This is a genomic window from Arthrobacter sp. JB02-1C (assembly GCF_057748045.1).
This window is the reverse complement of the sequence record NZ_CM173235.1, coordinates 312,885-324,790: the sequence shown is the minus strand read 5'-3', so window position 1 is coordinate 324,790 and position 11,906 is coordinate 312,885. Positions and strand designations below refer to the sequence as shown.

Sequence of the window (11,906 nt, the reverse complement as noted above, 5' to 3'; positions counted from 1 at the left end):
GGACCTTCGCTCTCTCCGCGTGCGCCGGACGACCCCCACGGATTAATGGATTGATGTTTTCATCATACCGCGGGGCGCCCCCGGCGCGGAAGCGTAACGCGGACCGGCCGCCCGGGGCCGGGCGCTAGGCTGGAGCCATGACTATCAATCCGGCCCTGCAGGGCCGCAGCTACCCTGCCGCGGAGGTGTATGACGTCGGCCGCGAGAAGATCCGGGAGTTCGCGCGCGCGGTCAAGGCCACCCACCCCGCACATTTCGAGGTGGACGCCGCCCGGGCCCTGGGCCACGGCGACCTGGTGGCCCCGCCCACCTTCGCGATCATCGTCGCCCAGCGCGCCGATGCGCAGCTGATCCGGGACCCCGAGTCCGGCATTGATTTTTCCCGCGTGGTGCACGCAGACCAGCGGTTCGTGCACCACCGGCCGATCATCGCCGGGGACCGGCTGGTCGCCGAACTGCACGTCGACGGCGTCCGCGCCATGGGCGGCGGGGCCATGATCACCACCCGCTCCGAGATTTTCGCCCTCGCCGAAGCGGGTACCGGGCCGGGTGCCGCCCGCGAAGCCGTCGCCACCACCACCTCGTCCATCCTGGTCCGCGGAGAGGAGCAGTAGGCCATGCGCCCCACGCTTTCAGAGCTGACCGTCGGCCAGGACCTCGGCAGCCGCAGCGTCGAGGTCACCCGCACCGACCTCGTCAAATACGCCGGCGCCTCCGGCGACTTCAACCCGATCCACTGGAACGAGGCGTTCGCCGCCGGCGTCGGCCTGCCCGGCGTGATCGCCCACGGGATGTTCACGATGGGTGCAGCCGTCCAGCTCGTGACGGACTGGGCCGGGGACCCGGCCGCCGTCGTCGACTTCCAGACCCGCTTCACCAAACCGGTCCCCGTGCCCGACACCACCGGAACCCCGGAGGCGGGCGCGGTGGTTGACGTCAGTGCCGCCATCGGCGCGCTCGACGCCGACGCAGGCACCGCCCGGGTGGACCTCACCGTGACCTCGGCCGGCCAGAAAGTCCTGATGAAGGCGCAGGCCGTCGTGAGGCTGGCCTGACCGATGCTGCACCGGTGAGCGTGCGCCCGGCAGCCGCCTCCGCGGAGGTCACCCGCTGGCGCAACGCCGTGGTGGTCGCGTACGCGTTCAGCGGCGTCGCCTTCGCCAGCTGGGTCTCCCGGCTGCCGGCCATCCGTGACGGGCTGGGCCTGACCCCGGGGAACGTAGGCCTGCTGCTGCTGTGCATGACCCTCGGATCCTTCGTCTCGGTGACCGCCTCCGGGCTGATTGTGCTCCGCTTCGGGTCGAAACAGACGATCCGGATCGGCAGCATCATGGTCGGCGCCGGGCTGGTCCTGACCGGGTTCGGCACCTCCGTCCTGGTCAATCCGCTGGCTGCGGCTGCGGGGCTCGCCGTGATCGGACTGGGCACGGCCAGCTGGAACACGGCCTCCAACGTCGAGGGCGCCGCCGTCGAGCGTGCGGTGCGGCGGCACATCATGCCGCGGCTGCACGGCTCATTCAGCCTGGGCACGGTCGCCGGTGCCGGCGCCGGCGCCTGGGCGGCAGGCAGCGGCGTGCCGGTTTTTTGGCACCTGGCCGTTGCTGGGGTGTTGGTCGCCGGCTCCGTCGCGACCGCCGCCGGCTGGTTCCGTGCCGACGTCACCCCGGTGGAGCAGGAAAAAGTGTTCAGCCCGGCCAGCCCGGACACGTTTGATGATCCCTCCACCGGCCCGTTGCCCATTATCAGCCAGGCAACGCAGGGCACCGCGGCGCCGCTGGACCATAAACGGCAGATCGCCCAGGCGTGGCGGGACCGCCGGACCCTGCTGCTGGGCGTCCTGGTGCTGGGGCTGGCACTGGCGGAGGGTGCAGCCGGGGACTGGGTGGCACTGGCGCTCGCCGACGGTCATGGCCAGTCCGACGCCGCCGGAGCCGCAGGTTACGGTCTCTTCGTTTCCTTCATGACCATCGGCCGCTTCGCCGGAACCCTTGTCCTGGACCGCTACGGCCGGGTCCCGGTGATGCGCTGGTGCGCCGCTTTGGCCGTGGCCGGGCTGGGGCTGTTCGTCTTTGCGCCGGTTCCGTGGCTGGCCTACGTGGCGCTGGCGGTGTGGGGGCTGGGCGCCTCGCTGGGCTTCCCGGTGGGCATGTCCGCCGCCGCTGACGACCCGGGAAGGGCAGCGGCCCGCGTCTCGGTGGTCTCCACCATCGGGTACGGGGCGTTCCTTTGCGGGCCGCCTTTGCTGGGCCTGCTCGCCGAACACGTGGGGATCCTGCATTCGCTGCTGGCCGTCATGGTCATGCTGGTGGTCAGCTTCCTGCTCTCCCCGGTGGCCCGCAAGGCCGGCTGACGAACCCGGCTAGCGGTCCAGAGCCGCTGTCGCGCCGTGGTGGGAGAAAGTATGCGGTTGCCTCGCCTCGGGCTCTGGCCGCGGATGAGGTTTCGGGCAGATCATGGAGGTGTCTGCCGCGGTGGACGCCGGTTGGTCTGTGGTGCTGTGGTTGAGCCTGTCGGCTAGCGTGGCGCGGAGGGCTCCCACGGGAACCGTGGATTGTTGCCTTTGGAGCACGAGTGTTAGATTCCTCTGTTTTCCCTGTCCTCCCCTCGGCAGACGCCGACATGACGAGATCAAAGGTGTCAGGAGGAACAGTCATGGATATCGTCCACGAGCGGGCCGCGGGAATGGACATTTCCAAACGCGACGCAAAGGTCTGTCTCCGGCTTCCCGGGCAACGGGCCGGAACCTACACCTCCACGGTCACGACCTGGGGCGCAACCACAGGCCAGATCCTTGCCCTGCGGGACTTCCTGGAACGCGAACACGTCACCACGGTCGTCATGGAAGCCACAAGCGATTACTGGAAACCCTTCTTCTATCTCCTCGAAGAAACGCTGCCGGTAATGCTGGTCAACGCCAAGGCCGCAAGGAACATCCCGGGCCGAAAAACCGATGTCTCTGACGCAGGTTGGCTCGCCCAGCTCGGCGCCCATGGCCTGCTCCGGGCCTCGTTCGTCCCACCCGAACCGATCCGTGAACTGCGGGACCTGACCAGGGCCCGGGCCATTGCCATCCGTGACCGGACCCGTGAGATCCAGCGGCTGGAGAAGTTCCTGGAGAGCTCCGGGATCAAGCTCTCCTCCGTCGTCTCGGACCTCACCGGCGTGTCGTCCCGGGCGATGCTCGAAGCCCTCATCGACGGCGAACGCAACCCGGAGGTCCTCGCCGGCCTCGCTAAAGGCACCCTGCGCTCAAGAATCCCCGAGCTCGTCGACGCACTCACCGGCCGGTTCAAGGCCCACCACGCGTTCATGGCCCGGCTGCATCTGGACCAGATCGATGCCCAGTCCCGCATCGTCGACGCACTCACCGGCCGGATCGAAGAGGCGATGACACCCTTTCGTGCCGCCAGGGAATTCCTGGCCACCATCCCCGGAGTCTCCCTCAAAGTCGCCGACGTGATCATCGCCGAAACCGGCGCGGACATGTCCCGCTTCGAAACCCCCGGCCGGCTCGCATCCTGGACCGGCGTCTGTCCCGGCTCCAACGAATCCGCCGGCCGGATCAAATCCGCACACATCCTGCCCGGCAACAAATACCTCAAAGCTGCCCTCGGCACCGCGGCCCTGTCCGCTTCCCGCAGCAAGGACACCTACCTGGCCGCCAAATTCCGGCGCATCGCAGCCCGCCGAGGCCCGATGAAAGCCATCGTTGCGCTGGAACATTGCATTCTCACAGCGGCGTGGCACCTACTCGCCGACGGCGAATGCTACGCCGACCCCGGCGCCGACCACTTCACACGCCTCGACCCGATCAAAGCTAAAAACAACGCCATCAAGAAACTCAACAGCCTCGGCTTCGACGTCACCATCACCCCGGCCGCCGCAGCCTGACAACCCTTACTTTCGTATTAGGCTGGAGAGGTGACCCAGACACTGCTTTCCGCCCTGACCACGGCCCGCGTCGGCGGGCCCGCCGCGAACTACGTTGAAGCCCGGACCGAGGCGGAGATCATCGACGCCGTTCGGGAGGCCGACGCCAGCGGTGAGCCGCTGCTGATCATCGGTGGCGGTTCGAACCTGCTGGTGGCCGACGAAGGGTTCCCGGGAACCGTCCTGAAGATCGCCTCCGAGGGTTTCGCGGTGAATGCCGAGGATTCCTGCGGCGGGGTCGCCGTCGTCGTCCAGGCCGGCCACAACTGGGACGCGCTCGTGGAGCACGCCGTCAAGCACGCCTGGTCCGGCATCGAGGCGTTGTCCGGCATCCCCGGCGGCACCGGCGCGACCCCGGTGCAGAACGTCGGTGCCTACGGCGCCGACGTGTCCCAGACGATTGCCGCCGTCCGCACCTGGGACCGGGAGCGCAACGCGGTACAGACGTTCACCAACTCGGAACTGAAGTTCGGCTACCGCGATTCACTCCTGAAACAGACGACGTCGGGCGGGTCCCCGCGGTACGTGGTGCTCACGGTGGAATTCCAGCTGCCGCTGGGCCGGATGAGCGCGCCGATCCGTTACGCCGAGCTGGCCCAGTCACTGGGGGTCGAGGTGGGCCGGCGGGCCTACGCCAACGACGTCCGCCGTGAGGTACTCCGGCTCCGGGCCGCCAAGGGTATGGTGCTGGACCCGGAGGACCCGGACACGTACTCCACCGGCTCGTTCTTCACCAACCCGATCGTGCCGGCCGAGACCGCCGCGAGCCTGCCCGCGGACGCCCCCCGCTACCCGGGCGGAGCCGACGGCCAGACAAAACTGTCCGCCGCGTGGCTGATTGACCGGGCAGGCTACGGCAAGGGCTTCGGCCTCGAACCAGGCAGCGTGTCCGCCGGCCGGGCGGCGCTGTCCACGAAGCACACCTTGGCCATCACCAACCGCGGTGCCGCAAGCACCGAGGATCTGCTGGCCATCGCCCGCGAGGTGCGCCGCGGCGTCGTCGAGCGCTTTGGCATCGAACTGCAGCCGGAGCCGCTGCTGATCGGCGTCGAGCTGTAAGACCGGCGCCAGCCGCTACGGCCCCGTCCGGGTCCCGGTGCGGCGGACGGAAGCCCGGCGCGGGGAAACCTTGCTGACCAGCATGAACGTGAACCCGGTGGCGGCTGCTCCGAGCAGGAATACCTGGCAGAAGGCCACGGACTGCGCACTCGGCCCGCTTCGGAGCAACAGGCCGGCACACGCGAACGCCACCGCGCCGCCCAGCAGCGCCAGGGAGCCGAGCAGCAGGCTTTGCACCGTGGCCGGGAATTCGCCGGAAAGGTCCAGTTCAGGTTCGTGACGCTCGCCTTCCCGCAGCCCCGGACGCCGCGGTTGCAGCATGGTGGCCGTGGCGAAACACACGACGGCAACGGCCATGCAGCCGGTGGCGACAGCCTGGAACAGTGTCATCAGGGGGGACAGCCGGGTGCCGCTGGCGATTGCCACGGCGAGGCCCGCGGCCATGCCGGCCGCGCTGGCGGCCCAGCCCAGCAGGGCGAGCCTCCTGCACAGGGGCCGCAGGCGCGGCCACACATCACCCAAAGTCATGCATCCACCCTAGGGAAGCTCGCTGGGCGAAGGCTGGGAGGAGGTTGTGCACTCCGGGGGTCCAGCAGCCCGGGCCTAGGATGTTGCCATGCCAACAGTGCTACGTGCGCGGCTGAGCCGCGGCATCCTGGCCAGGCTCCGGCTCGCCTCGCAGGGCCTGGCCGGAGCAGGGTTCGGTTCCGCTGCCGCCGCGGTCCGGGCCATGACGGCGATGCAGGCGCAGGACCTCCCGGCCGCGATATGGGCCGTCGGCCAACGCGTCCGTGGGTCGCGCGCGGCCGACGTCCGGGCAGCCCTGGACAGCGGCGAAATCGTCCGCTCCTGGCCGATGCGGGGAACCCTGCACTTGCTCGCCCCGGAGGATTTGAAGTGGATCCTGGAGATCACCTCGGGCCGCCTGGTCAGGGGCCTTGCCGGCCGGCACCGGGACCTGGGCATCACGGCCGGGGACGTCGACGCCGCCGCGGAGGCGGCCCTGTCGCGGGTCGCCGGCGGGGCGGCGGTCAGCCGGGCCGAGCTGTTCCAGGTCTTCGAGGCAGCCGGGCAGCCCACCCAGGGCCAGCGCGGCATCCACCTGCTGGCCATGCTCTGCCAACGCGCGCTGCTGGTGCAGGGTCCGCTGGCCGGGAACCAGCAGCTGGTGGTCGCGTTCGATGACTGGGTTCCGCGGTCGCGGGTCCTGCCGCGGTCTGAAGGGATCGCCGAGTGGCTGCTACGGTATTTCCGCAGCCACGGCCCCGCCACGGAGCGTGACTTCGCCTGGTGGGCCGGGATCCCGCTGACCGAGACACGGGCCGCCCTGTCCGGGGTGAAGGACCAGCTGGTGGGGCTTGAGTTCCACGGGTGCACCTACTGGCTCTCGCCGGAGACGGCGGCGCTGCTCGACGACGGCGTACCCGGCCAGCGCGGCGTGCTCGCGCTGCCGGGATTCGACGAGTTCCTGCTGGGCTACACGGACCGGTCCATCACCCTGCAGCCCGAGCACGCTGACCTGGTGGTCCCCGGCGGCAACGGGGTGTTCAAGAAAATCATGGTGGCCGGCGGCGAAGTGGTCGGCACCTGGTCGGCGCGCGCCACCAGGCACGGTCTGGCCGTCGTGCCGGAGCCGTTCGGCGGAACGGACGCTCTGCGGCCTGCAGCCGGTCGGTCCTTTGAGCTGCAGGCCGCGAAGTACCGGCGGTTCCTTGGAGCGGGCGCCCCCTAGCGGGTCCTAGAGGGCTCCGGTGGCAATCTTCAGCATCCGGCGCAGCGGCTCGGCAGCACCCCACAAAAGCTGATCGCCCACGGTGAAGGCACTGATGTACTTCGGGCCCATCTCAAGCTTGCGGATGCGGCCCACCGGGATCTTCAGGGTGCCCGACGCGGCCACCGGGGTGAGGTCAGCCATCGACGCTTCCTTGGTGTTGGGCACCACGGTGGCCCACTCGTTGTCCGCGTCCAGCAGCTTTTCGATCTCCTCGACGGAGAGGTCTTCGCGGAGCTTGAGCGTCAGCGCCTGCGAATGGGAGCGCATTGCGCCGATCCGGACGCACAGGCCGTCCATGATGACGCGGTCCGTCCCGGAGGTACCCAGGATCTTGTTGGTTTCCACCCCGGCCTTCCACTCTTCCTTGGACTGGCCGTTGCCGAGGTCGGCGTCGATCCACGGGATCAGCGAGCCGGCCAGCGGCACGCCGAACTGGGTGGCGTCGATCCCGGTGCGCTGGTGCGCCAGGACCTTGCGGTCAATTTCCAGGATGGCCGACGCCGGGTCGTCCAGTTCGCTGCTGACCTCGGCGTTGAGCGTGCCGAACTGGCTGAGCAGTTCGCGCATGTGCCGGGCGCCGCCCCCGGAGGCGGCCTGGTAGGTCATCGAGGTGCCCCATTCGACCAGGCCGTTCTTGAACAGTCCGCCCAGCCCCATCAGCATGCAGGAGACCGTGCAGTTGCCGCCGATGTAGTCCTTGACCCCGCCGGAGAGGCCGGCGTCGATGACGTCGCGGTTGATCGGGTCCAGCACGATGATCGAGTCCTCGCTCATGCGCAGCGTGGAGGCCGCGTCGATCCAGAGGCCGTCCCAGCCGCGGCCGCGCAGCTCGCCGTGGACCTGCTTGGTGTAGTCGCCGCCCTGGGCGGTCACGATGATCGGCAGCTTCGCCAGCGTTTCGACGTCGAACGCGTCCTCCAGCTTGCCCGCGGCACCGGCCGCGGCTCCAGCGACGTCCGGGGCGGCACCTCCGGCGTTCGAGGTGGAGAAGAAGACCGGGTTAATGTTGGCGAAGTCGCCCTCATCCTGCATGCGCTGCATCAGGACGGAGCCGACCATGCCACGCCAACCGACCAGTCCGACGGATGGGATAGCTGCTGTAGTCATTGGGCCAGTTTAGACTTTGCGGCCGCTGGCCCGCAGTTGGTTACGTCACGGGCCGGGACGCTGCGGGGTCAGTCAACGGGCCGCGGCAGGTTCCGGGCCCGGCGCAACTTTTCCGCTTTCCGTTCCGAGGCGTAGCCGGCCCAGCTCGCTATCAGCGGAACCTGGATCAGCAGGAACATCCACCAGGTGCGGCCGAGGATGTCCCATTGACCCGTGATGGCGATCTGCGCCAGGCCGTACAGCATCCCGCCGAACGCGAGGCTGATCAGGACCGCGAGGAACAGCAGCCCGCGCGAGGAGTTAACGGGCTTGACGAGGCTAAGGCGGTCATCCTTGCGGACGCCGTATTCCTCGCCGGTGTACGCGACCAGCTCGCCGTTCTCCGCGCGGTGAACGACCCGCTCCTGGTAGCCCGGTTCCTGGGGCACGTCCCGGCTACGCCTGGCCACGTGACTCCTCGAGTGCCCGCAGCAGGCCTGAATCGTCAAGGCCGCCGGCTTCGGCGACCTCGTCCGTGGCGAAGTCGGGGACACCTGTGGTCCAGGAGTCTTCGTCGCGGCGGACCAGCAGGTGCTGCTCGGCGTCGGCGGTCTTGAAGACCAGATATGCGGTGCCCTCGGGCTGCTGCTCGACATGCCGGCGGACGACGCGCAAGGTCGCTTCGGCCGAACTGATCGTGGGGTCCTGGGCGAAGACGAACCACGTCCCCAGCATCCTGGGCTGCAGCAGCAGCGCACCTTCCGGCGCTTCGAGGAGCACCACGTTATCCATGCCGTCCCGGGTCAGCAGGGAGATTTCGGTCCAGCGCGTGGCGTGTCCCAGGGCGGTGGCGACGGCGGCAGCCACCCCCTTCACGGCGAGGTCGCCATCATCATCAAGCGTTGCCAGATCCCTGGCGACCAAGGACGACGCGCCGGCCGTGCACAGCGCGTCGTCGTCCACGAGCTCCTCCGCACGGAACACCCCGACCGAGCGGTCGCGTGCCGGGCCGTCGAAAACATTGAGCAGATAAGCGAATTCGCCGATACCGAAGCCGATCACGTCGACTCCGAGCCGGGGTTCCTGGGTGGTCTCGTCCTGAACAGTCATGCGGGTCTCCTAACCCCCGAAGCCAAGGAACTTGGCTACGGATTTGCCGGCATCCTTGAGGTTATTGGCGGTATCGCTGACAAATTTGCCGGGATCCTTGACCGCGTTCACCACGCCTTCTCCGATGTTCTTGCCGACACTGCTGATGGTGTCCCAGTTCTCATAGATGGCGATGCCAACGCTGGCGACCTGGCAGACAGTACCGGCCGGCGGCGGCAGGAAGCAGCCGACCCCGAGGCCGGCCTTGAACGCGCTGCCGAGGCCTTGTTCGATGTCGCCCTTCGCGAAGGCTTGCACGGAGTCGTAGGCGCTGAAGCCCACCCCGGCCCAGCCAAGGCCACGGGCCAGCCCGGCCTTGCCGAGCCATTCATACTTGCCGCCCGCGTCCAGCCACGGTCTCTCCGCCGTGAGGCTGGCGACTTTGTTCAGCGCCGGGACGAATTTGTCCAGTGGTCCCTTGATGTCCTGCAGGTTCTTCAAGGAAGCGATATCGGACGCCTGGTCGACCAGCTTGAGGGCTGGGCTCTTTGCGCTGGATTTCTTCAGCAGATCCTCGAGGGCCTTGTTGCCAGTCGTGTTTTGGTACAGGTGGCGCGGATCGAAAGTCGGTCCGCCGAGCCGGTGGCGGCCCTTAGTCAGCATGCTCTTGACCAGATCGGCCCGTTGGTTCTTCAAGACCCACCCGTATTGGCCAAGATGCTTGGCCAGGGTGAGCGGGGCCTTGATGTTCTTCTGGATGGCCATGAAATTCTGCAGGCCACCCAGGGCGGCAGCGCCGCCAAGGAGGGCCCAGCTGCCGGCGGATCCCAGCGTTCCGGGGCGTCGCGGGCCGCCGCCGGAGCCGGGAGCAGCGTTGCTGGCCCGCTCCTGCTCATCCGCGTTGGTCATCAGGCGCTTGGACTCGGACTTGAGGGCCCGGGCGGTCTGTTGGATCAGGGCGCGGTGGCTGCCGTTCCACTCGGACGTGAACCGGGCGCTGTCCGCGCCCTTCCAGGAGGTGTTGTTGTTGATGACCGAGGTCAGAGCCGCCGACTGCTGCAGCAGCGTCTCCGACGTTTTGCCGAAATGCTGCGCAAGCTCCCGCAGTTGGGCGACGTCCGCACCCCACACGTTAGCTGCCATGGTGGCACCCCCCCTTTTACGGGCAACAGCCTAACCGGCCATCGCCAAGACCACATACATTCGGGCCGCATTTCCCGGCCCGACCCAATCTAACCCGGCCGTCCGGATCCTGCGATGGGTTGATCTGCCCATCAGTGCCAGCCCTAGCCATCGGTGCCGGAGCGCCGGCGCGCCGGAGCGCCGCCGAGCAGGCGACCGGGCCAGCCGGCTACTCGCCGTCGGACTCTGCCAGCAGGGCACTCTTCCGCCGGCGGAGGGCGAAGACGGCGCCGAAGGCGAACACCTGGGTGATGATGACGAGCACGATTGCCCCCGCGATCTTGTTGCCGCCCAGGATCATGGTCAGCCCGACGATTGCGGACAGCAGCGCCAGCAGGGGCAGCAGCATGTAGCCGAGGACAAAGAGCGTTTCCGGTTTACGCAGCATTACTTCGCCTCCGTCCGGCGCCACAGGGTGATCCGGTACCGGGTGCCGTTAGCGGCGGTCAGCCAGCCGTCGGCTGGCAGGCTTGCCTTGGCGGTCCACTCGTATCCGAGCTCCGGGGCGAAGGTGTCTCCCTCGGTCGCGGCGTCGATCGTGGTGACCACCGCAAGGTCGGCCAGGTCCAGGGACTGGGTGAAGATATCACCGCCGCCGATGATCCAGACCATTTCCGGTCCGGGCGCGAATTGGGACTCCAGCAGGGCCTCGTCGAGTGAGCCGACCGCCGCGGCCCCGTCGGCCTCCGGCCGGTCGCCCCAGCCTTTCTGCCGGGTGATCACGATGTTCGTCCGGCCCGGCAGCGGCCGGTACTTGTCCGGGAACGACTCCCAGGTCTTACGGCCCATGACCACCGGGTGGCCGGCCGTGAGCCGGCTGAAGTGCGCCATGTCCTCGGGCAGGTGCCACGGCATGGAGCCAGCCTGGCCGATCACCCCGGTGCTGGTCTGGGCCCACACCAGGCCAAGCCCGGAGAGGGAGCCGCGGAGCTGTTCGGTGAAGCCGGCCGGTTCGGTGGGTTTGCTGGTTTCGTTGCTCATACGGCGATCGGGGCCTTAATCGTGGGATGGTGCTGGTAGCCGACCACCTGGAAGTCCTCCAGGGTGTAGTCGAAGATGGACTCCGGCTTGCGGGTGATCTTCAGCTGCGGGTATTCGTACGGCTCCCGGTCGAGCTGCGTGAGCACCTGGTCCAGATGGTTGTCATAGATGTGGACGTCCCCGCCGGTCCAGACGAACTCGCCCGGCGCCAGCCCGGTTTGCTGGGCCAGCATGCAGGTCAGCAGGGCGTAGGAAGCGATGTTGAACGGCACGCCCAAGAAGGTGTCCGCCGAGCGCTGGTACAGCTGGCAGGACAGCTTCCCGTCGGCCACATAGAACTGGAAGAAGGCATGGCACGGCGGCAGGGCCATGTTTTTCAGTTCGGCCACATTCCACGCCGAGACGATGTGGCGGCGCGAGTCGGGGTTGCTCTTGAGGTTGTCCACCAACTCGGCGATCTGGTCGACGTGGCCGCCGTCGGGCGTCGGCCAGGAACGCCACTGCACGCCGTAGACCGGGCCCAGTTCGCCGTCGGCGTCGGCCCATTCATTCCAGATCGTTACGCCCTGGTCCTGCAGCCACCGCACGTTGCTGTCCCCACGGAGGAACCACAACAGTTCCAGAGCAACGGACTTGAAGTGCACCCGTTTGGTGGTGATCAGCGGGAAGCTCCGGGCCAGGTCGAAGCGGAGCTGGCGGCCGAACACGCTGCGGGTGCCGGTCCCGGTGCGGTCGGACTTGTGCGTGCCGTGCTCCAGGACATCGCGTAAAAGGTCTTCATAGGGCGTTGGGATGCTCACAGGCC

Annotated in this window: 14 protein-coding genes; 6 read left to right on the top strand and 8 right to left on the bottom strand. The window is 68.2% G+C overall.

Going from position 1 to position 11,906, the window contains the following annotated elements; all coding sequences use genetic code 11:
• Positions 1-137 precede the first annotated feature (137 nt).
• From AC3ANP_RS01555 to AC3ANP_RS01535, 5 genes are all read left to right on the top strand, one after another.
• Positions 138-614 carry an FAS1-like dehydratase domain-containing protein gene (locus tag AC3ANP_RS01555; protein ID WP_488331613.1) on the top strand — a complete coding sequence of 159 codons (477 nt, stop codon included), beginning with the start codon at positions 138-140 and terminating at the stop codon, positions 612-614.
• A 3-nt stretch (positions 615-617) separates the two neighbouring features.
• Entirely contained in the window at positions 618-1,055 is a 438-nt protein-coding gene (locus tag AC3ANP_RS01550; RefSeq protein ID WP_488331612.1) for a MaoC family dehydratase, read from the top strand.
• A 14-nt stretch (positions 1,056-1,069) separates the two neighbouring features.
• Positions 1,070-2,350, top strand: a complete 1,281-nt coding sequence (locus AC3ANP_RS01545; protein ID WP_488331611.1) for an MFS transporter — start codon at positions 1,070-1,072, stop codon at positions 2,348-2,350.
• A 302-nt stretch (positions 2,351-2,652) separates the two neighbouring features.
• Positions 2,653-3,891, top strand: a complete 1,239-nt coding sequence (locus AC3ANP_RS01540) for an IS110 family RNA-guided transposase (protein ID WP_488330904.1) — start codon at positions 2,653-2,655, stop codon at positions 3,889-3,891.
• Positions 3,892-3,921: 30 nt separating this feature from the next.
• Positions 3,922-4,989, top strand: coding sequence for a UDP-N-acetylmuramate dehydrogenase (locus AC3ANP_RS01535; RefSeq protein WP_488331610.1), 1,068 nt, complete (start codon positions 3,922-3,924; stop codon positions 4,987-4,989).
• A gap of 15 nt (positions 4,990-5,004) precedes the next feature.
• Here AC3ANP_RS01535 and AC3ANP_RS01530 read toward each other — a convergent pair whose 3' ends face one another.
• Positions 5,005-5,517, bottom strand: coding sequence for a hypothetical protein (locus AC3ANP_RS01530; protein WP_488331609.1), 513 nt, complete (start codon positions 5,515-5,517; stop codon positions 5,005-5,007).
• An 88-nt stretch (positions 5,518-5,605) separates the two neighbouring features.
• On the opposite strand from AC3ANP_RS01530, the gene AC3ANP_RS01525 reads away from it, so the two are divergent.
• On the top strand, positions 5,606-6,721 hold the full coding sequence (locus AC3ANP_RS01525) for a winged helix DNA-binding domain-containing protein (protein WP_488331608.1): 1,116 nt from the start codon (positions 5,606-5,608) through the stop codon (positions 6,719-6,721).
• 6 nt (positions 6,722-6,727) lie between these two features.
• On the opposite strand, the gene asd is transcribed toward AC3ANP_RS01525, so the two are convergent.
• The 7 genes from asd to AC3ANP_RS01490 form a co-directional block, all read right to left on the bottom strand.
• Complete coding sequence (gene asd / locus AC3ANP_RS01520; RefSeq protein ID WP_488331607.1) at positions 6,728-7,870, bottom strand: aspartate-semialdehyde dehydrogenase; 1,143 nt, start codon at positions 7,868-7,870, stop codon at positions 6,728-6,730.
• A gap of 68 nt (positions 7,871-7,938) precedes the next feature.
• Entirely contained in the window at positions 7,939-8,319 is a 381-nt protein-coding gene (locus tag AC3ANP_RS01515; protein WP_488331606.1) for a hypothetical protein, read from the bottom strand.
• Positions 8,306-8,959: a hypothetical protein gene (locus AC3ANP_RS01510; protein WP_488331605.1), complete on the bottom strand. Its 654-nt coding sequence runs from the start codon at positions 8,957-8,959 to the stop codon at positions 8,306-8,308. Before AC3ANP_RS01510 ends, AC3ANP_RS01515 begins: the two co-directional genes overlap by 14 nt.
• A gap of 9 nt (positions 8,960-8,968) precedes the next feature.
• Positions 8,969-10,081 carry a WXG100 family type VII secretion target gene (locus AC3ANP_RS01505; protein ID WP_488331604.1) on the bottom strand — a complete coding sequence of 371 codons (1,113 nt, stop codon included), beginning with the start codon at positions 10,079-10,081 and terminating at the stop codon, positions 8,969-8,971.
• 208 nt (positions 10,082-10,289) lie between these two features.
• Positions 10,290-10,508 (bottom strand): NF038396 family protein, encoded by a 219-nt coding sequence (locus tag AC3ANP_RS01500; protein WP_488331603.1) that lies wholly within the window; start codon positions 10,506-10,508, stop codon positions 10,290-10,292.
• Positions 10,508-10,975: a dihydrofolate reductase gene (locus AC3ANP_RS01495; RefSeq protein ID WP_488333121.1), complete on the bottom strand. Its 468-nt coding sequence runs from the start codon at positions 10,973-10,975 to the stop codon at positions 10,508-10,510. The genes AC3ANP_RS01500 and AC3ANP_RS01495 overlap by 1 nt, the downstream gene beginning before the upstream one ends.
• A gap of 122 nt (positions 10,976-11,097) precedes the next feature.
• Entirely contained in the window at positions 11,098-11,901 is an 804-nt protein-coding gene (locus AC3ANP_RS01490; RefSeq protein ID WP_488331602.1) for a thymidylate synthase, read from the bottom strand.
• Between the last annotated feature and the right edge of the window lie 5 nt (positions 11,902-11,906).